25 protein-coding genes, 1 tRNA gene and 1 pseudogene are annotated in these 22,908 nt (G+C 55.2%); 6 read left to right on the top strand and 21 right to left on the bottom strand.

Features of this window, described 5'->3' with window-relative positions:
- Positions 1–193 precede the first annotated feature (193 nt).
- The 7 genes from G7G_RS0121640 to G7G_RS0121615 all read right to left on the bottom strand — a co-directional run bounded on the left by G7G_RS0121640 (position 194) and on the right by G7G_RS0121615 (position 5,337).
- Entirely contained in the window at positions 194–2,476 is a 2,283-nt protein-coding gene (locus G7G_RS0121640) for a CHASE2 domain-containing protein (RefSeq protein ID WP_010443567.1), read from the bottom strand.
- Entirely contained in the window at positions 2,477–3,331 is an 855-nt protein-coding gene (locus tag G7G_RS0121635; RefSeq protein WP_238528857.1) for a FecR family protein, read from the bottom strand. It lies immediately after the preceding gene.
- Between the two features lie 414 nt (positions 3,332–3,745).
- Positions 3,746–3,928, bottom strand: a complete 183-nt coding sequence (locus tag G7G_RS24305; RefSeq protein ID WP_010443565.1) for a hypothetical protein — start codon at positions 3,926–3,928, stop codon at positions 3,746–3,748.
- 13 nt (positions 3,929–3,941) lie between these two features.
- Positions 3,942–4,142: a hypothetical protein gene (locus G7G_RS24300; RefSeq protein WP_139056638.1), complete on the bottom strand. Its 201-nt coding sequence runs from the start codon at positions 4,140–4,142 to the stop codon at positions 3,942–3,944.
- Complete coding sequence (locus tag G7G_RS23845) at positions 4,124–4,411, bottom strand: hypothetical protein (RefSeq protein WP_050806489.1); 288 nt, start codon at positions 4,409–4,411, stop codon at positions 4,124–4,126. The genes G7G_RS24300 and G7G_RS23845 overlap by 19 nt, the downstream gene beginning before the upstream one ends.
- Before the next feature lie 75 nt (positions 4,412–4,486).
- Positions 4,487–4,645 (bottom strand): hypothetical protein, encoded by a 159-nt coding sequence (locus tag G7G_RS24465; RefSeq protein WP_010443563.1) that lies wholly within the window; start codon positions 4,643–4,645, stop codon positions 4,487–4,489.
- 11 nt (positions 4,646–4,656) lie between these two features.
- A complete protein-coding gene (locus G7G_RS0121615) occupies positions 4,657–5,337 on the bottom strand; it encodes a GntR family transcriptional regulator (protein WP_010443562.1) in 681 nt (226 codons plus the stop codon).
- A gap of 78 nt (positions 5,338–5,415) precedes the next feature.
- On the opposite strand from G7G_RS0121615, the gene G7G_RS0121610 reads away from it, so the two are divergent.
- On the top strand, positions 5,416–6,480 hold the full coding sequence (locus G7G_RS0121610) for an AbrB family transcriptional regulator (protein ID WP_010443561.1): 1,065 nt from the start codon (positions 5,416–5,418) through the stop codon (positions 6,478–6,480).
- Positions 6,481–6,604: 124 nt separating this feature from the next.
- Here the strand turns inward: G7G_RS0121610 and G7G_RS24935 are convergent.
- Positions 6,605–6,832, bottom strand: a pseudogene (locus G7G_RS24935) (NAD(P)-dependent oxidoreductase); the annotation flags it as partial.
- A gap of 292 nt (positions 6,833–7,124) precedes the next feature.
- On the opposite strand from G7G_RS24935, the gene G7G_RS0121595 reads away from it, so the two are divergent.
- Positions 7,125–7,214: transfer RNA gene (locus G7G_RS0121595), tRNA-Ser, on the top strand.
- Positions 7,215–7,330: 116 nt separating this feature from the next.
- On the opposite strand, the gene G7G_RS0121590 is transcribed toward G7G_RS0121595, so the two are convergent.
- Genes G7G_RS0121590 through G7G_RS0121565 form a run of 6 tightly spaced genes read right to left on the bottom strand, consistent with a single transcriptional unit; the run spans position 7,331 to position 13,580 of the window.
- Entirely contained in the window at positions 7,331–8,080 is a 750-nt protein-coding gene (locus G7G_RS0121590; protein ID WP_010443560.1) for an ABC transporter ATP-binding protein, read from the bottom strand.
- A 1-nt stretch (position 8,081) separates the two neighbouring features.
- Positions 8,082–8,930 carry an ABC transporter ATP-binding protein gene (locus tag G7G_RS0121585; RefSeq protein ID WP_010443559.1) on the bottom strand — a complete coding sequence of 283 codons (849 nt, stop codon included), beginning with the start codon at positions 8,928–8,930 and terminating at the stop codon, positions 8,082–8,084.
- Positions 8,927–9,838 (bottom strand): ABC transporter permease, encoded by a 912-nt coding sequence (locus G7G_RS0121580; RefSeq protein ID WP_010443558.1) that lies wholly within the window; start codon positions 9,836–9,838, stop codon positions 8,927–8,929. Before G7G_RS0121580 ends, G7G_RS0121585 begins: the two co-directional genes overlap by 4 nt.
- Positions 9,835–10,893 carry an ABC transporter permease gene (locus tag G7G_RS0121575; protein WP_010443557.1) on the bottom strand — a complete coding sequence of 353 codons (1,059 nt, stop codon included), beginning with the start codon at positions 10,891–10,893 and terminating at the stop codon, positions 9,835–9,837. Before G7G_RS0121575 ends, G7G_RS0121580 begins: the two co-directional genes overlap by 4 nt.
- Positions 10,894–12,489: an ABC transporter substrate-binding protein gene (locus tag G7G_RS0121570; RefSeq protein WP_010443556.1), complete on the bottom strand. Its 1,596-nt coding sequence runs from the start codon at positions 12,487–12,489 to the stop codon at positions 10,894–10,896.
- 35 nt (positions 12,490–12,524) lie between these two features.
- Positions 12,525–13,580 carry a dipeptidase gene (locus tag G7G_RS0121565; protein WP_010443555.1) on the bottom strand — a complete coding sequence of 352 codons (1,056 nt, stop codon included), beginning with the start codon at positions 13,578–13,580 and terminating at the stop codon, positions 12,525–12,527.
- A 122-nt stretch (positions 13,581–13,702) separates the two neighbouring features.
- On the opposite strand from G7G_RS0121565, the gene G7G_RS0121560 reads away from it, so the two are divergent.
- Entirely contained in the window at positions 13,703–14,617 is a 915-nt protein-coding gene (locus tag G7G_RS0121560) for a LysR family transcriptional regulator (RefSeq protein ID WP_010443554.1), read from the top strand.
- Between the two features lie 88 nt (positions 14,618–14,705).
- Here the strand turns inward: G7G_RS0121560 and rplT are convergent, their stop codons facing one another.
- The 5 genes from rplT to pyk all read right to left on the bottom strand — a co-directional run bounded on the left by rplT (position 14,706) and on the right by pyk (position 19,162).
- Positions 14,706–15,071, bottom strand: a complete 366-nt coding sequence (gene rplT, locus G7G_RS0121555) for a 50S ribosomal protein L20 (protein WP_010443553.1) — start codon at positions 15,069–15,071, stop codon at positions 14,706–14,708.
- 15 nt (positions 15,072–15,086) lie between these two features.
- The gene (gene rpmI / locus G7G_RS0121550; protein WP_010443552.1) at positions 15,087–15,287 is read right to left on the bottom strand and encodes a 50S ribosomal protein L35; all 201 of its coding nucleotides are present in this window, start codon (positions 15,285–15,287) and stop codon (positions 15,087–15,089) included.
- 183 nt (positions 15,288–15,470) lie between these two features.
- Positions 15,471–17,021, bottom strand: coding sequence for an alanine/glycine:cation symporter family protein (locus G7G_RS0121545; RefSeq protein ID WP_010443551.1), 1,551 nt, complete (start codon positions 17,019–17,021; stop codon positions 15,471–15,473).
- A gap of 14 nt (positions 17,022–17,035) precedes the next feature.
- Entirely contained in the window at positions 17,036–17,473 is a 438-nt protein-coding gene (locus G7G_RS0121540; protein ID WP_010443550.1) for a universal stress protein, read from the bottom strand.
- 243 nt (positions 17,474–17,716) lie between these two features.
- Positions 17,717–19,162, bottom strand: a complete 1,446-nt coding sequence (gene pyk, locus G7G_RS0121535) for a pyruvate kinase (protein ID WP_010443549.1) — start codon at positions 19,160–19,162, stop codon at positions 17,717–17,719.
- A 118-nt stretch (positions 19,163–19,280) separates the two neighbouring features.
- On the opposite strand from pyk, the gene G7G_RS0121530 reads away from it, so the two are divergent.
- The 3 genes from G7G_RS0121530 to G7G_RS0121520 all read left to right on the top strand — a co-directional run bounded on the left by G7G_RS0121530 (position 19,281) and on the right by G7G_RS0121520 (position 20,764).
- Entirely contained in the window at positions 19,281–20,018 is a 738-nt protein-coding gene (locus G7G_RS0121530; RefSeq protein WP_010443548.1) for an N-formylglutamate amidohydrolase, read from the top strand.
- Between the two features lie 88 nt (positions 20,019–20,106).
- Positions 20,107–20,346, top strand: a complete 240-nt coding sequence (locus G7G_RS0121525) for a DUF6868 family protein (protein WP_010443547.1) — start codon at positions 20,107–20,109, stop codon at positions 20,344–20,346.
- A gap of 103 nt (positions 20,347–20,449) precedes the next feature.
- Positions 20,450–20,764, top strand: a complete 315-nt coding sequence (locus G7G_RS0121520) for a DUF1244 domain-containing protein (RefSeq protein WP_010443546.1) — start codon at positions 20,450–20,452, stop codon at positions 20,762–20,764.
- Positions 20,765–21,030: 266 nt separating this feature from the next.
- On the opposite strand, the gene G7G_RS0121515 is transcribed toward G7G_RS0121520, so the two are convergent.
- Together G7G_RS0121515 and dgcA are read right to left on the bottom strand one after the other, a co-directional pair.
- Positions 21,031–21,891: a D-amino-acid transaminase gene (locus G7G_RS0121515; protein WP_010443545.1), complete on the bottom strand. Its 861-nt coding sequence runs from the start codon at positions 21,889–21,891 to the stop codon at positions 21,031–21,033.
- A gap of 35 nt (positions 21,892–21,926) precedes the next feature.
- Positions 21,927–22,892 (bottom strand): N-acetyl-D-Glu racemase DgcA, encoded by a 966-nt coding sequence (gene dgcA, locus G7G_RS0121510; protein WP_010443544.1) that lies wholly within the window; start codon positions 22,890–22,892, stop codon positions 21,927–21,929.
- Between the last annotated feature and the right edge of the window lie 16 nt (positions 22,893–22,908).

The raw sequence follows: 22,908 nt of genomic DNA, 5'->3' as shown, positions 1-22,908 counted from the left end.
TGTATCTTCTGTTGGATTGTCTAAATATGAGTTTATTCCAATGAGGATGGAAGGTCGGTCTCGAATATATCGAAAGTTTTAGCCCGTTTTTGTTTTAGATAGTATTCGAGGGGGCGAGATTGATCTTTCTGGCGGGGCGCAGTTGAAAATCAGCTGCGCCTCGTTCTTTCTCCAAAGTAATCGGGTGATGATTCTATGTGGCGCTTTCGCGCAGGCCATTATGATGACTGAATACCGGTTGCGCATGCACCATCTCCGATCGAAAATCCGCAGTACGCCCGGGTAATGTGCCATAGAATGATGTCAGACCCGGCTCGATTGTCGCAGCGAGCGCCGCACATTCTTTGCTTAGGTTCGCAACGTCAAACTGTGACGCCCGCGATCGAACGGCTTCCAATAGCCTAAAATGTGCAGCTTCCAACGCTTTAAACTCTGCGCTGCCCGCCAGTTGCCTATCACCGACCAGTACGTAAACTGGTTCTGGTTCACTTTTGCCTTTCAGGTCAACAAACCCCGCCTCAAGCAGTGCCAGATCAGAGTTTGTGGCCTGCTGTATCGAGTGCGAGACAAGTATGTCGTAATCAACATGTCGGCAATTCTGCTCGATCCGCGCCGCCACATTCACCACATCCCCGATAACCGTATAGTTGAAACGACGCCGCGAACCGATATTGCCGACACAGGCGGCTCCGGTCGCGCACCCGGTGGCGAGGGCAATCGGAGGACGATCGCGCATAATGGAGGAAGAGTTAAAATTCTCTAACGCCACCCGCATTTTCAATGCGGCCAATGCAGCGCGACACGGATGATCATCGACCGGCAGTGGCGCATTCCAGAAGGCCATGACCGCATCGCCGATAAACTTATCGATGGTTCCGCGTTCGACAAGAATCTGGTCCCCGATTTCAGAAAAAAGCGCGTTTAGCAAAGCCACCAAATCTGTGGCGGATACCGATTCGGACAAGGGGGTAAATCCTCGAATATCCGAGAACATCACTGTGATCTCCTGAGTTTCTCCACCCAATTGCAGTTGATGCCCATTGGCCTCCATCTCATCGAGGATCTCGGGCGCTACGTAATGCGAAAAGGTTTGACGGATCACCCGCTTTTCCCGTTCAGTTGAGATAAACAGGTAGCCTGCCAACAACCCGAAATTTGCCATTCCTCCGGCCAAAGGGAAGGTCGCATCAAACAAAACCGATTGATTCTGAAATGAAAGCCAGCTGATAAGGATCACCACCATTGCCGCTACGCCGCCTGTGACAAATGATGCAACCGCTCCAAAGTTGGACATCACCACGGTGACAACAATGCCAAGAATCACAAATGCCACCAGTTCCAGCGCGGCGGTCACATCAGATCTGCTGAGCAAATCACCAACTAAAATCTGTTCGATAATCTGCGCGTGAATCGAAACGCCTGGTACGGACTCACCCAACGCTGTCTGGTGCATATCGAACAAACCGGCCGCAGACGTGCCCACCAGTATGATATGACCCTCGATTTCTGATCGAAGCGCCGGATCATCAGGGTTTTGCATGATTGCATCTGCCGACAGATATAAATCTGGCTGATCTTTTCGATACCTGACCCAAACCTCGCCATCTTCAGTTGTTGGCAGTCGAAAATCTCCGATTTCGACCGCAAGTACGATCCCTTCTTCCTTTGAAGAGCCCTCGACCAGAATGTAAGGGGCATCCAAAGCAACTCTCAAAGCTTCGATGCCCAACCCCGGCAGCGCCCCGTCTGGCCCACCCCACAAGGCTGGGACACGTCGCACGACGCCCATCCCCCCAATCGGTGAAACATTAACACCGCCAATTCCCGCGGCGCTGCGGTCAAGAGGTGGTGCAATTGGTGTCCAGTATGGCACCGAGACCAAACCCGCCGTCGGGTTTTCTCCAATCTCGACGATGCCGGCCTTGGAACTGATCTGACTACCTTCCTGGGATGTTCGGGCGGCGGTGCCCAGTACGACTGGCCAACGAGCAACCTCTAGCCCAAACATGACATCGTAGTCGGCTTTTTGCGCATGACGCTCAACGGTCAGAACCCCTGCAAGCGCCGGGTCATTGAGCAATCGCGCGGGGGAATACCTGTCAGGCTCGGCAAACAGCATATCAAATGCTATGGCCGCCGCGCCGTTTTCACCTAGATTTTGAACCATCTGCGCCAACAATGTGCGCGGCCAGGGCCATTGACCCCAGTTAGCCAATGACTGCTCGTCTATATCCAGAACCTTAACCGGTAATTCGGGGTTGTATTCCCTTGGCGAGATGCGCTGAAGCACATCGAAGTAGATCAGGCGAGACATACGTACGGGGTAGGGGTCCAGAATTCTTATAAAGCAACCCAACACGATCAGCGCCAAACCAGCCAGGCGAAAACCCAGTCGTCGACCAATTCTGGCTTTGATCTTACCCGCCACATTCGCCTCCTTGGCGCTGGGGGAAAAATAGGCTTGCGATGTCTTCACCTACCTGTTTGCGGCTGCGGACGCGTTGCCTCTATCACCCGGGCTACCACTATTCCCCTTGCCATGCCCGGGACCTTTGCCTTTGCCAGGGTTCCCTGTTCCGCCTGAAGGTCCGGTTCGACCAGCAGGATTTGAACCGTCCCCTTGGCCAGAACGATTTGAGCTGACGTCTGGTTCAGGCTCTGGCGCTGGGGGTTCCGGTGCCGGAGGTTCAGGTTCCGGTTCAGAAGTTTCAGCTCTGGACACCCTCGCCACTTGGGTCTGGATGACCCTTTGAGGTGCCGCGCTTCGTTGAACCGGAATGTCTGATTGCCGAATCGCAAGAGGAACAGATTCCCTAGCGCATCCGCCAAAATCGACCTGAAGCGGACTCAGCAGATCCCTTTGCGACTGAACGAATGGAAAGCCATTCTTAAGTGCCAACTCATATTGTTCCTGGTCGACGGGGCGACCAACATTTCCACCCTGTGAAGTCGCGAACAGGCTGCACTGGCGCCCGGTCGAGCGGCACCTACCCGATCGACTGCACATGCGGACCTTACCTTCCAATACCAGCATGGCACTTTGCTTACCCGGGACAACCCACATGTCGAAGGTTGTGCCACGAACGGCCATGGTCGCTGTGGGGGTTTGTATGGAATAGGCTCTTTTCTTACTTTTACCCGAAATGAATCGAAAACTGCCACCCAAGGCCTGAACCGCGAAAGATTTTGCTTTCTTTTTCCCGCGCAACATTGAGACATCCAGCACCATTTGCGCATTCGGGCCGATTGCGATCTTGGTATCATCTACGAACAACAACTGTACGACGCCGGATCGGTCGGTAGAAATGGTATCTCCGGAAACAACTTCCATCCCTTCACGCAGACGTATCTTTTTGCCAGCGCGAACTACATCGGCACCCTGCTTGGCACTCAATACCTTTCCGATAGAGGCAGTAACCGATGCCGGTAATGCAGCCAGAACCATGAAAACAAAAACAATCTTAACCAGGCCAAACCCAAGTCCCCCTCCCCCAAAAGGTACCCACTGGGATGTTAAATCACCCCTCGCCCGATATCTGTCGCCTCAGAGAGCTAAATCTGATTAGTTATTCAACCCATTAAATCTAGACAAATATGCGCTCAAACCGGTGCATTTGGCAAGCATCGGGGTATTTGCCTGCGTTTCCCGCGTTTTGAAATCTCTTATCCAAGGCTCGGTACAGCCACATCATTGGATTTGATCAACGGTTCTCAGAGAAACTTTTCAGCCGCAAAATGTACGGTGTCACGTCTGTGCAGCGGCAAGACATCCCCAGATCGCACAATGCTTGGGCCAGACATTCTCGACCTGGTCATAGAACCGCTGGGCGTGCTTGTTTACGACGATGGAAATCGGCATGCTGTCCAGGCGGTGACGATGCCTCCGGCGAACATTGGCGCGCGCCTGTCGATGGCAACGGCGTGTCATTGGGCCGAGTCTCCTACACTTTCCACGCCCTGACCCAGAAGGTCGGCAATACCACGCCGCAGCATTGAGCCGTTCCCTTGATCAGGAAGTTCTTTGCAGGCTCGCCCCATACGCGGATCAACCAGTTGGTATCCGCCTGAGAACCGCCCAAAGAGCGATCACGGCCTTTGGCGAAATCCGGTGGGATTCCCCAACTTAGGTGTAATCCACCCATTGGATTTTATCGTCAGCCAGCTCCAACTGCGGGACAGTGGCTTTACACAGAATTTCTACCGCCAGACCAACAGCGGTCCGGTAATCTGCATTCTCCAGAGACTTAACGCCCCCCATGAAGAACGTATTGCTCCGGGACAATGATAAGGTTCCAGACAGCGAAGGTTGGAGCCGGACAACCCGCTCCTCAACCCACGACAGGCATTCCTCGGACACGCAGATCGCCAGGCGGGCCAGATGCTCGTTAGTTTTCCCGTCAGTGGCCTTCAACAGATCAAACAGAAATTCGTGCTCGTTGTATTCCTCGGTCAGAGGCCCCAGCGGTCCAGAGTGCGCGTCGAGAAATTAGAATGTGTAGCGCGTATTGCCACCACGATAGCGTTTCGGTGCTGTCTCGAGGATCAAAAGCCCGGCCCCTGCCTCGGCGACTGTCATCGCATCGCAGAGAGCTGCGTTCACACTCTCAACCAAAGCGATGCCGCAAGCTTCGTTTTGAGCGGCCATATCGAGATTACCTACTGGGTTTCGTCTCTCCTGCGGTCGCGTTCCTGCAATGCACGGATGCGCATCCGTTGTGCGGCCTGAATATGCGCACGCATCTCCGTCTCAGCAGCCGCACCGTCGCGAGCGTTCAAAGCCGCCATAATGCGCCGATGCTCGGCCACCGCAGCCTCGGCCCTGTCACCATCTAACAGTTGAGACGGCCCGAGGACCAGCAGAGCCTTTTGCAAGGATAACATTGATTTTGCCAGAAACCGGTTCTTGGCTGCATCCAGCAGCGTCGCATGAAAAATCCGGTTGATCCGCACAGCGTCTGGGCCCGTGCCTGCCTCCGCCAGTCGATCATTCAGAACCTCAAGCTCATCCAGTTCGACACCTGACGCAGCGCGGGCGGCCAAACGGGCAGCTGTCCCCTCAAGCACCGCGCGCATTTCATAGAGCTCCATCACCTCCGCATAATCCAGACTGCGCACTGTTGCGCCCTGCCGTGGAACATGGGTCACCAATCCGTCAGCCTCCAATTGACGGATCGCCTCTCGCACCGGGGTGCGGCTAACTCCCAATCGTTCAGACAACTCTATTTCTCGCAGGCGTTCACCCGGCAGAAGATTGCCTTCGCGAATATCGTCCAAAAGACGTTGGTACGCGGAATAGCCTTGCGGGCCGGGCTGTAAGGGGTCGTCCTGTAGTGTCACATTAGGCTCACTTGTCTTATTGCATCCTGCTGTATACAGTTGAATACACAACGAGTCAATAACGCTGGAAAACGTTCCGTGCCCACGCAGACCAACACACTGCCTCTTCTGACAAAGCGGGCTGTAACATTCGGCCTTGCACTTATTGGCACCGGAGTTTTCTGGACGTTGAATCTGCCGCTGCCCTTTCTGTTTGGCCCGATGAGCGCCTGTCTGATTGCGGCCCTCGCGCATGCGCCGATGGAAGGGTTCGGGCAGGTGTCAGTGGCAGCGCGCACCATTCTGGGTGTGGCGGTGGGCGCATCAATTACACCTGCCCTATTTGCAGAATTGCCTAAAATGGCCGCGTCGATTGCACTGGTCCCATTTTTCATCCTGTTGATCGCGCTGATCGGCGTACCATTCTTCCGCCGGGTCTGGGGTTTCGATAGGACAACCGCATTCTATGCCGCCATGCCCGGCGGCTTGCAGGACATGATCATCTTTGGGACCGAAGCTGGAGCCAACCCGCGCACTTTGTCGCTGATCCATGGCACGCGCGTGCTGATCATTGTGACGCTGGCCCCGCTGTTTCTGACCGTGTTTTATGGCGCCGAACTGACAAACCCGATCGGAGAACCCGCACGCGACCTGCCGCTGCACGAACTGGCCCTGATGGTGCTGGCCGCCTTTATCGGCTGGAAGGGTGGCGAGCGTATTGGCCTGTTCGGCGCATCGATCCTGGGGCCGATGATCCTGACGGCTGCTTTGTCTCTCGGGGACTTCATCCATACACGACCACCGCGCGAGGCCATCTTGGCCGCACAATTCTTCATTGGTTGCGGAATTGGCGTGAAGTTTGTCGGTGTTACCTGGGTAGAGTTGCGCAAGGTCGTGGCCGCGGGCTGCGCTTACGTGGTTGTGCTGGCCGTGCTGGCAGCGGCCTTCACAGCTGTTGTCACCACGTTGGGGTTTGGCAAACCGGTCGAGGCGTTTCTGGCCTTCGCACCCGGCGGGCAGGCCGAAATGACGGTTCTGGCCATCGTCTCAGGCGCGGATCTGGGCTTTGTGATCACTCACCATCTGACAAGGATCGTGTTGGTGATCATCGGTGCGCCCATCGCCGCAAATCTCATTCTGCGTTGGTTCAAACCTCGGGGTTGATCATATGGATCGGCGCGCCTTCTGTATAAGCGTTTAGCTGATCGAAGATGTCAGCAAACTGCAGGTCGAACTCATCTTCGGTCACAAAATCGATATGCGGCGTCGCGATCAGCCTGGGATGTGCCTACAACGGATCGTTCGGGTCGGTTAGTGGTTCGGTATCGAACACATCAAATGCGGCTCTGCCAGGGCGACCGGCGTTGAGCGCTCCAAGCAAGGCACCTGGAGTGATCAACCCGGCCCGCGACGTGTTAACGAACAGCACGCCCGGGTGCATCTGCGCAAAATCCGCTGCGGTTATGAAACCTTGCGCGTCCGGTTTCAGGCGCATATGGACCGAGACGATATCGCTGTCGGCAAAAAACCCTCTCTTATCAAATCAACCTAATCTGTCCCATGGGCGCTGACGTCAGACACGGCGATGCCGAACGGGGATTCGATGCGTTGTGGAGTTTCGAACCTGGTGGTCGAGTGGTGTGTCGCTGGGAATTGCTTCAGAAAACAAATCCAATTCTTGCCCATAATCCACGTAAGTCGGTGTGTTTTACCGTGATTTCAACGGGTTCACCAATTTTGTCGGAGTAAGGCACAAAATGGAAATTTCGCCTTGTATTCCCGGCGCTTGCAAGGATATACCCGTCGGCGGAGACGTGGCCGAGTGGTCGAAGGCGCTCCCCTGCTAAGGGAGTAGGCCCGGAAGGGTCTCGAGGGTTCGAATCCCTTCGTCTCCGCCATAATCTACACGACAATCAAGACCCTTTAGGTTTCCGAGAAGTCGTGTGAAATCAGCCGCAAATACGCTCAAAGCACTTCGCCAGATAGATGTACGCCAACCAGCGTTCGTATCTCGTCAAACGGCGACCGAGGCCTGCAGCAATTCTTGCGAGTACGGGTGTTCAGGTGTGCCTACACGCAGCGTTTCAGAGGACATGACCTCAACGATCTCACCATTTCGCATAACTGCCAGTTGATCGCACATATGCGCGATAACTGGAAGATCATGGGATACCATCAAATATGTCAGCCCGCGTTGTCTTCGCAAATCCGTCAACAAGTTCAATACTTCTGCCTGAACGCTGACATCCAGAGCTGATGTGGGTTCATCCAGCAGCAGGATGTCCGGCTCGCCTGCCAACGCTCTGGCGATAGCGACCCTCTGACGCTGCCCTCCGGATAACTGATGTGGATACCGAAACCGGAAGCGCTGCCCGAGCCCAACATCGTTCAGCAGACCTTTGACCCTTTGATCGATATTATCTAGTCCGTGCAGATGCAGAGTTTCACTGAGCACCTGATCGACGGTGTGCCGCGGGTGAAGCGAGGCGTATGGATCCTGAAAAACCATCTGCACGGTTCTAAAAAACCTGCGATCTCGCTTGGCCCCGGACAACGCTTCACCTTCGACTCGGATAGTACCAGACCATTGAGGCGCCAGACCGGTTATTGCGCGGAGGATGGTAGATTTGCCCGAGCCGCTTTCACCCACAAGACCAAAGCTCTCACCCTGGTTAACACTAAGACAAGCACCCTTAACCGCATCTACGCGGTCATGCGCGTGACCAAACCAGACGTTCAGATCGTTGATTTCTAATGCGGTCATTTCAACCCCTCACGCTGGGCGCGTCTGACCAGGCGGGATCGCGGGTCAGAACACTCAGATGCGCACATTTCTCATCAAGACGCGGGAGCGAATTCAGCAGCCCCTGAGTGTATGGGTGTTGCGCCTGGTGCAGCTTATCTGCTTCGCAGACTTCGACAATCCGTCCCGCGTACATGATGAGGACACGGTCGCAAAACTCGGACACCAGGTTGAGGTCATGACTGATGAAGATCAGGCCCATGCCCCGTTCTTTGACCAATCCGTCCATGATGTTTAGCACCTGCCGCTGAACACTGACATCCAACGCCGAGGTCGGCTCATCCGCAATCAGGATCTTAGGGTTCGGAATCAGCATCATCGCGATCATGATGCGTTGCCCCATACCTCCTGACACTTCATGCGGGTATGCCCGCATTACCCGTTCGGGATTGCGGATCGAAACATTCTCCAACATTTCGATCGCCATTTTTTTGGCGCGCGATTTAGAGCCGGAATTGTGCTGAAGATACGCCTCCATCAACTGTTCGCCTACCGTGACCACCGGGTTTAGAGAGAACTTGGGGTCCTGCATCACCATGGAAATCTGCTTGCCGCGCACGCTGCGCATCTCGCGCTCGGTGAGCTGCAACAGGTCACGTCCCTCAAGACCGATGTGGTTGGCTTCGACGATACCGGGCTTTCGGATCAGGCGCAGGATGGCCCTCCCTGTCATCGACTTACCGGACCCGCTTTCGCCAACGATCCCCAGCCGTTCACGCCCCAACGAGAATGACACTCCGCGGACCGCATCAAACACGCCCTGACGGGTAGGGAAGCGAACCCACAGGTCTTCGATGTCGAGTAAGTTCATTGCCCACCGTCCTTTGGATCAAGCGCGTCCCTTAGCCCGTCCCCCAACAGGTTAAAGGCCAGCGAAACTGTGAAGATTGCAAGCCCTGGCACCGTGGCAACCCACCAGTGATCAAGGATGAACCTACGCCCTTCGGAAATCATGGCGCCCCATTCCGGGCTTGGAGGTTGCGCCCCTAGTCCCAGAAACCCAAGGCCGGCTGCGGCCAGAATGATCCCGGCCATGTCGAGTGTGACCCTTACGATCAACGATGAAATGCAAAGTGGCCAGATGTGCCGGGTGATGATCCGCAGTGGCCCAGCCCCTTGAAGCCGGATCGCATTGATATAGTCGGTCGACCGGATCGTAAGCGTTTCTGCCCGCGCCATGCGCGCGTATGGCGGCCATGCAGTCAGCGAGATCGCCAAAACCGCGTTCTCGATCCCTGCCCCGAGCGCGGCTACAAAAGCCAATGCCAGAACAAGTCGCGGAAAGGCGAGGAAGATATCGGTGATGCGCATGAGGATCACATCTGCCCATCCGCCAGCATATCCCGCGACGGTTCCGACCAAAAGGCCCGCGACCGGAGCGATAAGCGCCACCAACGCCACAATGTACAGCGTTATCCGCGCGCCATAAATCAAGCGTGAAAGAATATCTCGCCCTAGGCTGTCGGTCCCCAGCAAATGTCCTTCGGCGCCGATAGGGAGCAGTCGGCTGGACAAATCCTGAACAAAAGGATCTTGCGGTGCGATGATAGGAGCAAAAACCGCAGTCAGCACGAGGATAACTAGGATCGCCAACCCAACCATTGCCATCGAGTTTGATCGCAGTGTCAGCCAGCCTTTGTACAGGCTGGCCAGTCTGGCGTGGCGTCGGGATGTGGGTTCGTCGGTCAGCAGCCACTGACGCAAAGTCATGTCGCTCATTTCGACCTCGGATCAAAGAAACGGTAGAGAAGGTCGGAGAATATGTTCAGGCAGATAAAGATCAGCCCGACCACGACTGTTCCTCCGAGGACGGCATTCATGTCGGCACTCAGCAAAGCGGTCGTGATGTAGCTGCCGATCCCCGGCCAGCTAAAGATGATCTCGGTCAGAACCGAGCCTTCAAGCAAATTGGCGTAGCTCAGTGCGATGACCGTAATGAGTTGTACGCGAATATTCTTGAAGGCGTGACGCCAAATCACCTGCCGTTCTGACAGGCCTTTGACGCGGGCGGTAATGACATATTCAGCTGACAACTGTTCCAACATGAAGGATCGCGTCATCCGGCTGATGTAAGCCAGTGAGTAATACCCCAGCAAAGCAGCGGGCAGGATGATGTGAGACAGCGCGTTGCGGAAGACGTCCCAATCCTGGGCGATGGCACTATCCACCAAGATCAAACCGGTACGCGCGGGCACAATATCTTCGTAGAAGATATCCAACCGACCCGGTCCCCCAACCCAGCCAAGAATTCCGTAGAAGACCAGAAGCCCCATAAGCCCCAGCCAGAAGATTGGCATTGAGTAGCCAACAAGCGCGACCACACGGGCGATCTGATCGATCCAGGACCCCCGCTTCACGGCGGCAATCACACCCAGTGGAACACCTAGAAAGATGCCAATCATCACACCCAAAGTCGCCAATTCCAGCGTGGCAGGGAAGACACGTGCGATGTCTTCGGAAACCGGACGCGCATTCAGCAGCGAGTTGCCAAAGTCTCCGTGCAGGACGTCCCAAAGATAATACCCAAACTGCACCAGCAGCGGTTTATCGAGGCCAAGCTGTTGGTAGACTGCATCATAAGTCGATTGCGAGGCGCGCTCACCTACGATCGCCAGCACCGGATCAATCGGCATGACGCGGCCGATGATGAAGGTCACGAACAGCAGACCCAACATCGTGATTGCAATGGTACCAAGAGTTTTCAGGATACTCTTGATCCAATGGATAAGAGGCGCCGAGCGGCGCCCCTCAGATGGTCTTTCGGCCAGAGCCATTTACTTGGTCACCTGCCAATACGACGCCGATGTGATCGCCTGACCGGTCGAGAAATCCGTTACGTTTTCACGCAATGCCGATTGCTCAATTTGCTGGAACATCACGACAAATGGTGATGTCTCACGGAATTCAGCCTGGATTTCCTTGTACATACCGGCACGTTTCACGGTGTCATTCTCAACCACAGCCGCATCTGTTTTCTCTGTCAGCCCGCCGGTATCCCACGAATTCCGCCACGCCAACAGACCAGTTGCATTGGCCGCATCCGAGTTGTCAGGATTATAGGCAAACGTCCCCGCGTTGGTTTGCGGATCAGGATAGTCCGGACCCCATGCGCCAAGATAGACGTCCAGTTCCCGTGCGCGATACCGCGCCAGAATTTGTTTGGCAGTACCGACAGTAATATTCATCGTGATACCAACCTGACCCAGCGCATTTTGCAGCGACTGAGCGATCTCAATCCGCTCTTGCGCTTCGCGCACGCCAACTTCGATCTCAAGCCCACTTACACCAGCTTCATCCAGCAACGCTTTGGCTTTTTCGACGTTGAAGCTGAAGGGATTCTCATCGGAGGCACCAAGATAGGTTTGCGGCAGGAAGTTCTGATGGATTGTGTACTGACCCTTCAGGAAACTGTCGCGCATCCCTTCATAGTCGATCAGGTATTTGAAGGCCTGACGGACCTGAGGTTTGCTGAGCTCTGGGTGCTTCTGGTTTAGTGAGACATACATCAGACGGCCCTTCAACTCGTCTGAAATCTTGACGCCAGCAACTGATGATACTCCTGCAACGTCTTCGGGGTTCAGGTTGCGGGCAACGTCGATATCACCACGCTCGAGCAGCAAGCGCTGGCTAGCGCTTTCTTGAACGTGACGGACAACGACGCGCTCCATCGCCGGGGCACCCAGATAGAAATCAGGGTTGGACTGTAGGGTCACGCTTTCATTGGGCTTCCAGCTCACCAAGCTGTAGGCACCGGAGCCCGCCGTGTTGGTCTTAAGCCACTCGTTGCCCAGATCTCCGTCCTTGTTGTGTTCCATCACAGTCTTCTTATCGACGATGCCACCGATGGTCGCGGTCAGACAGTTCAGAACGAAGGATGTCGCGTAGGGCTTGTCGGTTGTGATCGTCAGAGTGTTGCCATCCGCAACAATCGTTTGCTCGACGTTTTCCGGCGTGAACCCAAACTGGGTAAGGATAAAGGCCGGAGTTTTGTTCAGAATGATCGCACGGCGCAGCGAAAACTGTACATCCTCAGCAGTCACCGGGTTGCCGGAATGGAAGGTCAGCCCTTCCCTGATCTTAAATGTGATGGACTTGCCATCCTTAGATACATCCCAGCTTTCTGCGACGTCGGGCTGATAGCCAGCATCCAGATCAAGCGGGTCGAAGTTGACGAGCTTTTGGTAGACATTCCGACTGACGTCCGATCCGGCAAATTCAAAGCTTTCAGCGGGGTCCAGTGTTGTGATGTCGTCAATACGGTTCGCGATCACCAACATGTTTGGCGGCGTTTCCGCGATTGCCGAAGTCGAGGTCACAGCCAGCGCCAATCCCAGCGCCGCACCGGTAAGCAATCTATTAAATGCGTTCATTTTGTCCTCTCTGTCATCAAGTTATTCACTAACGGTTACGATCCCCAAGTCTTCTCAAGTACACGCAACCAGTTTTCATGGCAGAGCTTCTTAATGAGCTCTTCGCCGTATCCATGGGTTTCCATGGCATCTCTCAATCGGGGCAGCATCGCTACGTCGGTCACATCGTCTGGAACCACGGCCCCGTCATAGTCCGACCCAAGCCCGACCCGGTCCTCACCCAAGATCCCGATCAGGTGATCTAGGTGCTTCAGAACCTGTGTCAGCGGCACGTCAGAAAGCATTCGCCCATCCTCGCGCAGAAACGCGGCGGCAAAATTCAGTCCGACCATCCCGTCGCTTTCTGCGATTGTGCGAAGCTGATCGTCTGTCAGATTTCGAGCGTGCGGGCAAATGGCGTGCGCATTCGAATGCGTTGCTACCAGGGGCGCATCTGAATATCGCGCAACGTCCCAAAAACCTTTCTCATTGAGATGAGACAAGTCCAGCATGATCCCAAGCGCGTTGCAGCGTTGGACAAGTCGCAGACCATAATCGGTCAACCCCGGACCGGTGTCTGGCCCTGATGGATATCTGAACGGCACACCGTGCCCGAAAATGTTTGGCCTGCTCCAGACCGGACCAAGCGAGCGCAGCCCCGCAGCATGAAAAACGTCGAGCGAATGCAGATCGGCATCAATCGCTTCGGCACCTTCGATATGAAATATCGCTGCCATCCGACCCTGCGCCAGACAATCCCGGATATCTGCGACTGAGCGTGCAACACTCAACGCGCCCAGCCTTTCCAGTTCCAACAATATGGCAATCTGGCTCAGTGCTGCCGGGAAGGCGTCTTCAGCATCTATCTGATCGGGAAGCGGCAGGTCATATCTGGGCTGGACCATCTCTTCCATCTTGGCGTCGACATCCATTGGCGACGGCACCCACACGGCAAAGAACCCGCCGCCAAACCCACCCTCTTTGGATTTGACCAGATCGATTGCGCCTTCCAGGCCGCTCAGAAATTGGCCCGCTTCTGAAACACCACCGGTCGAAGCCAACTTGGACAACACATCATTGTGCCCATCGAAAATGAGTGGGAAGGTGTTCAAAGCCGTATCACCCGAATTAAGTATCAATCCGATACACGCTAACAGACGTTATCGTCATGATTGCAAAAAAATTCAATGAGTTTTACTCATAGAGCTAGTCGGATTCATGAGGGCGCAAGTCGATGAAGAAAACACGCAACTGGCACTCACTACCGGAGTATCAAGCCTTGCGGGCCCTCATGCAGGCAGGAACCACTGCCGCCGCTGCACGACAACTGGGCCTGTCTCAATCAGCCGTCAGCCGATCTGTTGGCAGTCTTGAATCCCGGCTTGGGAAAATACTGTTTGAAAGGGATGCGGGCAGACTACGCCCGACGCAAGAGGCCGTGCGATTGAACATGCGTCTCGATCCCTTGTTCGAAGCTCTCGACCGGATCGATGGACCGGGTGAAACCGTCCAGGAAACGTTACGCCTTGTCGCTCCTCCAAGTTATGCCCACCGCTATATCGTCACGCTCATCGCCAGTTTCATACGTGGAAATCCGGGTTTTTTTGTGAACCTGGAGGTGACGACCTCAGACATGGTGACATTGGGCGTATTGGAAAACCGCTTCGATTTGGCGGTAACCGGGATTGAGCAAAGCCGCGCGGGGATCAAACTGATACCGTTCAGGGAATCGCCAGCAGTTTGCGTAATGCGACCCGAACATCCACTTGCCCAACGCAGTGCGCTCGCCCCCGCAGATCTGCATGAACAAGATCTGATTGCATTGACATATCGCCACGGCAGACGCGGGCAGCTTGATCGATTACTGCATCAGGTACGAGCGGAACCCAGAATTGTCGCCGAGGTTTCGACCTCATTCGCAGCAGCCGATATGGCTCGGGAGGGCCTTGGGTTGGCTGTGATCAATCCCTTTCCGGTGTACATGTATCGATCACCGGACCTGACTTTTGTCCCGTTTGAAGCGCCCATGCGATATCGTGGCCACTTCGTCATTTCGGATCAAAGGCCGGTTCCTAGAATCGCCCGCGCATTCATGCGACATCTTCGGCTAAACACGCCATCGGACCCATTCTCCGATAAAAATTTGTGAGGCGGTTGGGCTTACGACCCGGTTTGTTAAACCAAAAAAGCCGCTCCCTGCAGGAGCGGCTTTGATTTCACTGTCTCTGAGACGAGGATCAGGCGGCCAGGGCTGCCTGAGCTTTGGCGACGATCGCGCCGAACGCTTCCGGTTCGTGCACGGCCAGGTCAGCCAGAACTTTGCGGTCCACTTCGATACCGGCCAGGTTCAGGCCATTGATGAAGCGGGAATATGTCAGTGCTTCGTCATGCGAACGCACAGCAGCATTGATACGCTGGATCCACAGCGCGCGGAAGTTGCGCTTGCGATTCTTGCGGTCGCGGGTTGCATACTGGTTGGCCTTGTCAACGGCCTGAGACGCAACTTTGAATGTGCTCTTGCGACGACCATAATAGCCTTTTGCGGCTTTGATGATCTTCTTGTGACGGGCGTGGGTTACGGTTCCACCTTTAACGCGGGACATCTCTCAAATCTCCTCTTAGCGGTCGTAGGGCATGTAGCCCTTGACGATCTTGGCGTCGGGGGCGGACAGGGTGGTGTTGCCACGGGCATCGCGGATGAATTTCTTGGTCCGCTTGATCATGCCGTGACGTTTGCCGGCCTGGCCAGCAAGGACCTTACCGGTCGCAGTCACCTTAAAGCGCTTCTTGGCGCTCGACTTGGTCTTCATCTTAGGCATTTCCGTCTCCTTTTCCGGGTTCGGTTTCAGACGCGACTCGGCATGCCATCTCGGCCGGTCACGCGATCAGAAGCGCCGTTTACGCAAGTTCGGTCATACTGGCAAGGGGGTTTGGGTCAGAATCTGCGATTTTCACGGGCAGACTGAGTACCGGGGCGACGCGCGCCGCCCCGGTGGTATGGTTTAATGTTCGAATTTGCGGATTTCGCCGCTCTTCAACCGTTCTGCGTAGGACGCCAGCTCCTGGCGCACCACTTTCATCAGGAAGTAGAGCGCGAAGACGTTCACAACCGCCATCGCAAAGATCGCCGCATCCGAGAAGTCGATGACCGGACCAAGGTTGGCCGCAGCGCCAATGACAACGAAGATGCAGAAGATGACCTTGAACACCAGTTCCTTCGTGTGGCCCTCACCGAACAGGTAGGTCCAGGCCTTGAGGCCATAGTAGGACCAGCTGATCATGGTGGAGAAAGCAAACAGCACCACGGCAATAGCCAGAATGAACGGGAACCAGCTGAACGCGCTGCCGAAGGCTGCCGAGGTCAGGCTGACACCGGTGTTACCATCAACAGTTGCAATCGCGTTACCCGCTTCGTTCAGCATGTAATTGCCGGTTTCCGGATCAACGATCAATTGCTGGGTGATGATGATCACCAGCGCGGTCATGGTACAGATCACGACCGTATCGATGAACGGCTCAAGCAGAGATACAAAGCCCTCGGTAATCGGCTCTTTGGTCCGAACAGCAGAGTGTGCAATCGCTGCAGACCCGACGCCTGCCTCGTTCGAAAACGCCGCACGACGGAAGCCCTGGATCAGCGCACCGACCATACCGCCAGCCACGCCGAGACCAGTGAAGGCACCCGCGAAGATCTGGCCAAAGGCCCACCCGATCTGATCCGCGTTCATCAGGATGATTACCAGCGCCGCAGCCACATACATCACGCCCATAAAGGGCACGACTTTCTCGGTCACGCGTGCGATAGATTTCAGGCCACCCACGATCACTGCAAACACGATGCCCGCGAACACCAGACCGGTGATCCAACCGGGATAGTCTCCAACGATGCCTGCGATCTGCTGGTGCGCCTGGTTGGCCTGGAACATGTTGCCCCCGCCCAAGGCACCGAGGATACAGAAGATCGAGAAAAGAACCGCAAGGATCTTACCACCCGGCAGGCCCAGTTCGTTGAACCCTTTGGACATGTAATACATCGGACCACCGGAAACGGTGCCATCCTCGTATTCGTTGCGATACTTCACGCCCAGCGTACATTCGGTGAATTTCGACGCCATACCCAACAGACCCGCGACGATCATCCAGAAAGTCGCACCCGGCCCGCCGATGCCGACGGCAACCGCAACACCGGCGATGTTGCCAAGCCCAACCGTACCGGACAAGGCTGTAGCGAGCGCTTGAAAGTGGCTGACCTCACCCGCATCGTTCGGGTCAGAGTAGTCGCCTTTCACCAGGCTGATCGCATGGCTGAAAAAGCGCAACTGCACGAAGGCAAAATACAGTGTGAACACAGTCGCCGCTACAACCAGCCATCCCACGATCCAGGGGAAACCTGTCCCGGGGAAAGGTGCAAAAATAAAACTTACAAATGGCCCGGTGAAGTCTGCAAATGCCTGATTGATCTTGTCGTCCAGCCCAACCGCTTCCTGAGCGGCGGCAGGACTCGCAGCCAGAGCGGCAAGCGCAGCCAAACCAAGTTTGTTTTGAATACTCATCATCTACTCTCCCCTCAATTCACGACCGTGACGGGAACGTCGGCATGCATGACAAGGTTCTGCGTGGAGCTGCCAAACAGGCGCTTCTTGAACCCGTCAGCCGAAGCCCGACCAACAACGATCTGTGATCCACCGTTTTCGACCGTGATCGTGTTCAGTGTTTCGGCGACATCTCCGTGACGCACGATACCTTGGGCTTCGAATCCTGCTGCCTTTAGCGCCTCGACCGCTGGCGCGATGATCCGCGATGTAGCCAGCTCTACCTCTTCCTCGCGCCTCTTGTGGCGCATAGCATTTTCTTCCGGTGTCTGGAATGTGAAAGGCGACCATTCGATGACATAAACAACCAGCAGCTCGCATTCTCCGATACGTCCGGCCAAGTCTTTGGCGAAGGCGATCGCGCGTTCTCCGGTTTCTGTCCCGTCCAGTCCAATGACAATTTTCGTTGTCATGTCGTTCCTCCGTTGTGGTTTGTTTGACCGGGGCCCGTGCCCCCGGCAGAGCAGCCGGAACCTGGAACTTGTTTGAGTAGACTGCCCTAGAGGCAAGTATCCCCAAAAACACGGAAAAACAGAGAAGTAATTTTGAAATGCAACCAACAATCGATCATCTAGTTGAAATTGCTAATTTATTTCAGCCTAAATTTTAGGCAGATCGTAAGGTATCAAAATAAATTGTTGATATTGGGTCGCAACTTAACCCGGATCGGTGTTGTAAATCAGCCGTTCATCACACGGAGCGATACGCAAAATATTGGTCGTTCCAGGGACATTAAACGGCACGCCAGCGGTGACCACGATCTGATCAGTCTCGGCCGCAAAGCCACCCGAACGAGCCGCGCGAGCCGCACTGACCACCGCGCCCTTGAACCGTTCCTGCTCGGGGGTCAGAACACAATGGCAGCCCCAGCTCAAGCAAAGCCTGCGTGCGGTGCCAGTGGCCGGAGTCATCGCAATTATCGGCACACCGGGACGCTCGCGTGCAGTAAGCAACGCGGTTGTACCACTTTGAGTGAAACAGCAGATGGCCTTGATGTCCGTCTTCTCCGCGATTTCGCGCGCGGCTGCCACGATTCCGTCCGCGATGGTCGTGCCCTTGGCAGTTCGTGAGGCCGCAATGATCTGGTGGTAGGTTGGATCCGCTTCAACCTCGATGGCGACCTTATTCATGGTCTGGACCGCTTCGATCGGATAGGATCCAGCCGCGGATTCAGCGCTAAGCATGATTGCATCGGTGCCTTCATAGATGGCGGTTGCCACGTCCGAAACCTCGGCCCGCGTTGGCATCGGGCTTTCGATCATGCTTTCCAACATCTGTGTTGCAACAATCACGGGCTTCGCTGCAGTACGACATTTGCGCACCAGACGCTTCTGAATCGGCGGCACAGCAGAAACGGGCAATTCTACGCCCAGATCACCACGTGCAACCATGATCCCGTCCGAGGCATCAAGGATGTCATCAAAGGCTTCCACTGCGGCAGGCTTTTCGATCTTGGACAGGATCGATGCGCGACCATCTGCCAGCGCACGTGCTTCGAAAACGTCCTTGGCACGTTGCACGAAACTGAGCGCCAGCCAGTCCACGCCCAACTGGCAGACAAATTCCAGATCGTCGCGATCCTTGTCAGACAGCGCCGCCAGCGGCAGAACCACGTCCGGAACGTTCACACCTTTTCGGTTTGAGATCGTGCCACCTACTTCGACTGTGCAGTGGGCAAAATCCTGACCGCAATCCTGCACGATCAGACGAATCTTGCCATCATTGACCAGCAGGCGCGCACCCGGCTCCAAAGCAGCAAAAATCTCGGGGTGCGGTAGACAGACCCGGTTGATATCCCCCGCTGCCGGATCAAGGTCCAGACGAAACGCTGCGCCCTCTTCCAGCCCTTCTGCGTCATTGGCAAACACACCAACGCGCAGCTTCGGCCCTTGAAGATCGGCCAAAATTGCAATCGGGCTGTCCAGATCCTTTTCGATCTGCCGGATGATCCGATGCCGTTCGCGGATTTCATCATGGCTGCCATGGCTCATGTTCAGGCGAAACACATCGGCCCCTGCCTCGTGCAGAGCGCGGATGGTGTCATAGTCGTTAGACGCCGGTCCCAGCGTCGCCACGATTTTCACATTTCTCAGGCGTCGCATTGATCAGGCTCTCCTTAAACGCACGAATGTTACCGCAAACATTGCTTGGGCCGCTTATTGCGCAATTCCCTTTCCAACGCAACTGTCCTACACCTGCGACAAACAAGATGACAGGCTCATGACTTATTCTCCGTTTTTTGTTCACGGCGCGGATCGGCCGTCGCGTTGGCTAATAACTTGCGACCATGCAACCAACATGGTCCCACCCGATATCAATGACGGGGACCTGGGACTGCCGCGCGAAGACATGGAACGACACATCGCTTACGATGTGGGCGCCTACGAGGTGTCGAAGCATCTGGGCGAGATTCTGAACGCCCCAGTTATCGCAGCCAATTTTTCGCGCTTGGTGATCGACCCCAATCGCGGTGAGGATGATCCGACGCTTCTGATGAAGCTTTATGATGGTTCGATCATCCCCGGCAATCGCCACGCCGATCCAGTTGAGAAGGAGCGGCGCCTGAATATGTGCTATCGTCCTTATCACGATGCGCTGGCACAGCTTGCAGGCCTGCCTCATGCGGTTATCGTCTCAATGCACTCCTTTACGCGCCAGCTACGCGGTCGCGATCCCCGACCCTGGCATATCGGCGTCCTGCACACTCCGGATGAGCGGTTCTCACGCCCGTTAATCAACCGACTGAATGCCGAGAGTGATCTGTGCGTCGGTGTAAATGAACCCTATACCGGCGTTCTACCCGGTGATGCGATCGACAAACATTGCACAGCATTCGGTCGACCCAATGCATTGATTGAGCTGCGCAACGATCTGATTGCGGATCACGAGGGGCAGCACCATTGGGCCAACCGTCTGGCCGTTGCACTACAAGACGCGCTCGTCGAAAGCAGGCTGTGACACAGTGACGTAGCAGATTGTTTTTTGTTCCCCATAATGTTGGGAGCGCTTTGGCCAATACCCATATTTTAGGCGAAAGGAGACGAATATGACGCAGGAATTCCTGACGACTGTCTTCGGTTGGATGACGGTTCTGAACATCGGTGTTTTGCTCTTCAGCACCATGATGGTCTTGGCTTTGCAAAACTGGATTGCAGATGTGCATGGTAGAATGTTCCAGATGGAACGTGCTGACATAAAACGCGCTTACTTCCGGTATCTTGCGAACTACAAGATCCTGACCCTGGTTTTTTGCCTGGTGCCATGGTTGGCACTGAAACTCTCCTAAATACCGGATCGGCCAATTCAAAGGCCTTTGTATTCATTGTATCGAAGCCTGCGGATTGCTAGTTCAGCCTCAGAATGTAAAAACACCTACTCGGAGCCAGAATATGGACAAGCAAACCGAAATCGAACTTCAGGCCGCTGCGTTCCGTCGTTTACAGCAGCACCTGATGAAAGACCGCACAGACGTCCAGAACATCGACATGATGAATCTGACCGGGTTTTGCCGCAATTGCCTGTCGCGCTGGTATCAGGAAGCCGCTAATGCAAAAGGCATTGAAATGGGTAAGGACGAAGCGCGCGAGATTTTCTATGGCATGTCCATGGATGAATGGAAGGCCAACTATCAGACCGATGCCAGCGCCGAAAAACAGGCCGCATTCAAGGTTGCGTTTGAAGAGAATGTGACGAAGAAGAGCTGACGCTCGACGCCGGAAGAAACCGCCTTCTCTGTGTAAACCTTCCACCGGGGATTTTGCTGATCATTCGAATACGGGTTCATAATCAGTGACACCTCAGTGATCCGTAAAAACCCAACATGACGGTTTGTTCACGGCACCAACATCCCGTGAAACCACAACACCCTCGCAATATTTTGCGAGGGTGCAGGAATAACGGCAAATTGCGCCGCGCGTCGCATTTGAGTTCATACCATTGCTGGCAACGAGACTAGATATAACTACCTCTTCTAGATCGCCGCCTTGCGGCTTTCGTCCAGATAGATCTCGCGCAGACGTTTGGCGATCGGACCCGGTGTGCCATCGCCCAGCGCAACGCCATCGATCTCAACCACCGGCATAACGAATGCGCTGGCCGAAGTGGTGAAGGCCTCATCGGCTTCTTTTGCTTCGTCGATGGTGAAAAGGCGCTCTTCGATCTCCATCTGTGCCTCGGCCGCCATGCGCAAAACCGCCTTGCGGGTGATGCCGTGCAGAATGTCGTTCGACAGCGGACGGGTGACGATTTTACCGTTCTTGACGAAATAGGCGTTGTTGCTGGTGCCTTCGGTCACATAGCCATCTTCAACCAGCCACGCATCATCGCAACCTGCCTTTTTGGCCATCATCTTGCCCATGGAAGGGTAAAGCAGCTGCACGGTCTTGATGTCACGACGGCCCCAGCGGATATCATCAATCGAGATGATCTTGGCACCCTTCTGCGCTGCCGGACTGTCGGCAAGACCCGGTTTATTCTGGGTAAAGAGAACAAGGCTTGGCTTTGTATCAGCGGCTGGGAAAACAAAATCCCGATCCCCGTCCGAGCCACGAGTGACCTGCAGATAAACCAACCCCTCATCGATTCCGTTCAATTCAACCAGTTTGCGGTGGATTTCCAACAATTCGTCCATGCTGCAAGGCTGAACGATATCGAGTTCATCCAATGAGCGCTTCAGACGTACGGCGTGGCCTTCAAAGTCGATCAGCTTGCCGTCCAGCACGCTAGTCACCTCGTACACGGCATCCGCAAACAGGAAACCCCGGTCAAAGATCGAAATACTTGCTTCGGATTCAGGCAGGTATTCGCCATTCACATAGACGGTACGGGTCATGTCATTTCCTTTTGTTTCCGGGCTTCGCCCGTTCCTTACCCCCAGAGCGCCGCTTCGGGCGGGTGTACTCCGGCATCGTCAAAAATCAGCGGTGTTTCGCGGTCTTCGGCCAACAGAAGCGGCCCGTCAAGGTCTGTAACCATCGCCCCCTGCGCCACCAGTGTTGCCGGGGCCATCGCAAGCGAGCTTCCGACCATGCAGCCAACCATAACATCATAGCCCTCAGCCAATGCAGCCTTGCGCAATTCTAGCGCCTCGGAAAGACCGCCGGTCTTGTCCAGTTTGATGTTCACCACATCATATTTGCCCTTGAGTGCAGGTAGGCTTGCCCGATCGTGACAGGATTCGTCAGCACAAACCGGCACTGGGCGATCCATCCCGATCAGGGCATCATCCTCACCAGCTGGTAAGGGCTGTTCGACCAGAGCCACGCCCAGGCGCACGAGATGCGGGGCAAGATCTGCATAGACTTCGGCAGACCAGCCTTCATTAGCGTCAATAATGATCTTCGACTTTGGCGCCCCAGCCCGGACAGCCTCGAGTCTCGGCATATCATCGGGTGTTCCCAGCTTAATCTTAAGTAAGGGGCGGAAAGCGTTCTCGGCCGCTTGAGCACGCATCGCTTCGGGCGTGTCCAATGACAGCGTATAGGCTGTTATTTCAGGCCCCGGCGCAGCGATTTCAGCAAGCTCCCATGCCCGTTTGCCCGTGCGTTTCGCTTCCAGATCCCAAAGTGCACAATCCACCGCATTCCGCGCCGCGCCAGCAGGCAACAGGTCCATCAGGGAATAGCGCGAAAACACATCGGGTAGCCCGGCTATCTCGGCCTCGACCGACTCCAGTGTTTCGTCATATCGGGCATAAGGCACACATTCGCCCCAACCATGGTGCACACCGTCCGAGATACGGACCGTCAAAACTTTTGCCTCGGTACGTGAGCCGCGCGAGATGGTGAATACCTGCGCCAATCGAAACACATCGCGAGAAACTTCAATTTGCACGCGCCTGCTCCTCTAT

Source organism: Ruegeria conchae, assembly GCF_000192475.1.
GTDB classification, from domain to species: Bacteria; Pseudomonadota; Alphaproteobacteria; order Rhodobacterales; family Rhodobacteraceae; genus Ruegeria; species Ruegeria conchae.
This window is presented reverse-complemented; position numbering and strand designations above follow the sequence as displayed.

Excerpts from the sequence above, each read along its gene's own strand:
- G7G_RS0121635 (WP_238528857.1), bottom strand. The coding sequence starts at position 3,331 with ATGGAAGTTGTTTCCGGAGATACCATTTCTACCGACCGATCCGGCGTC.
- G7G_RS24305 (WP_010443565.1), bottom strand. The coding sequence starts at position 3,928 with ATGACACGCCGTTGCCATCGACAGGCGCGCGCCAATGTTCGCCGGAGG.
- G7G_RS24300 (WP_139056638.1), bottom strand. The coding sequence starts at position 4,142 with ATGGGTGGATTACACCTAAGTTGGGGAATCCCACCGGATTTCGCCAAA.
- G7G_RS24465 (WP_010443563.1), bottom strand. The coding sequence starts at position 4,645 with ATGGCCGCTCAAAACGAAGCTTGCGGCATCGCTTTGGTTGAGAGTGTG.
- G7G_RS0121590 (WP_010443560.1), bottom strand. The coding sequence starts at position 8,080 with ATGACCGCATTAGAAATCAACGATCTGAACGTCTGGTTTGGTCACGCG.
- G7G_RS0121585 (WP_010443559.1), bottom strand. The coding sequence starts at position 8,930 with ATGAACTTACTCGACATCGAAGACCTGTGGGTTCGCTTCCCTACCCGT.
- G7G_RS0121580 (WP_010443558.1), bottom strand. The coding sequence starts at position 9,838 with ATGAGCGACATGACTTTGCGTCAGTGGCTGCTGACCGACGAACCCACA.
- G7G_RS0121575 (WP_010443557.1), bottom strand. The coding sequence starts at position 10,893 with ATGGCTCTGGCCGAAAGACCATCTGAGGGGCGCCGCTCGGCGCCTCTT.
- G7G_RS0121570 (WP_010443556.1), bottom strand. The coding sequence starts at position 12,489 with ATGAACGCATTTAATAGATTGCTTACCGGTGCGGCGCTGGGATTGGCG.
- G7G_RS0121560 (WP_010443554.1), top strand. The coding sequence starts at position 13,703 with ATGAAGAAAACACGCAACTGGCACTCACTACCGGAGTATCAAGCCTTG.
- rplT (WP_010443553.1), bottom strand. The coding sequence starts at position 15,071 with ATGTCCCGCGTTAAAGGTGGAACCGTAACCCACGCCCGTCACAAGAAG.
- rpmI (WP_010443552.1), bottom strand. The coding sequence starts at position 15,287 with ATGCCTAAGATGAAGACCAAGTCGAGCGCCAAGAAGCGCTTTAAGGTG.
- G7G_RS0121545 (WP_010443551.1), bottom strand. The coding sequence starts at position 17,021 with ATGAGTATTCAAAACAAACTTGGTTTGGCTGCGCTTGCCGCTCTGGCT.
- G7G_RS0121540 (WP_010443550.1), bottom strand. The coding sequence starts at position 17,473 with ATGACAACGAAAATTGTCATTGGACTGGACGGGACAGAAACCGGAGAA.
- pyk (WP_010443549.1), bottom strand. The coding sequence starts at position 19,162 with ATGCGACGCCTGAGAAATGTGAAAATCGTGGCGACGCTGGGACCGGCG.
- G7G_RS0121530 (WP_010443548.1), top strand. The coding sequence starts at position 19,281 with ATGACTTATTCTCCGTTTTTTGTTCACGGCGCGGATCGGCCGTCGCGT.
- G7G_RS0121525 (WP_010443547.1), top strand. The coding sequence starts at position 20,107 with ATGACGCAGGAATTCCTGACGACTGTCTTCGGTTGGATGACGGTTCTG.
- G7G_RS0121520 (WP_010443546.1), top strand. The coding sequence starts at position 20,450 with ATGGACAAGCAAACCGAAATCGAACTTCAGGCCGCTGCGTTCCGTCGT.
- G7G_RS0121515 (WP_010443545.1), bottom strand. The coding sequence starts at position 21,891 with ATGACCCGTACCGTCTATGTGAATGGCGAATACCTGCCTGAATCCGAA.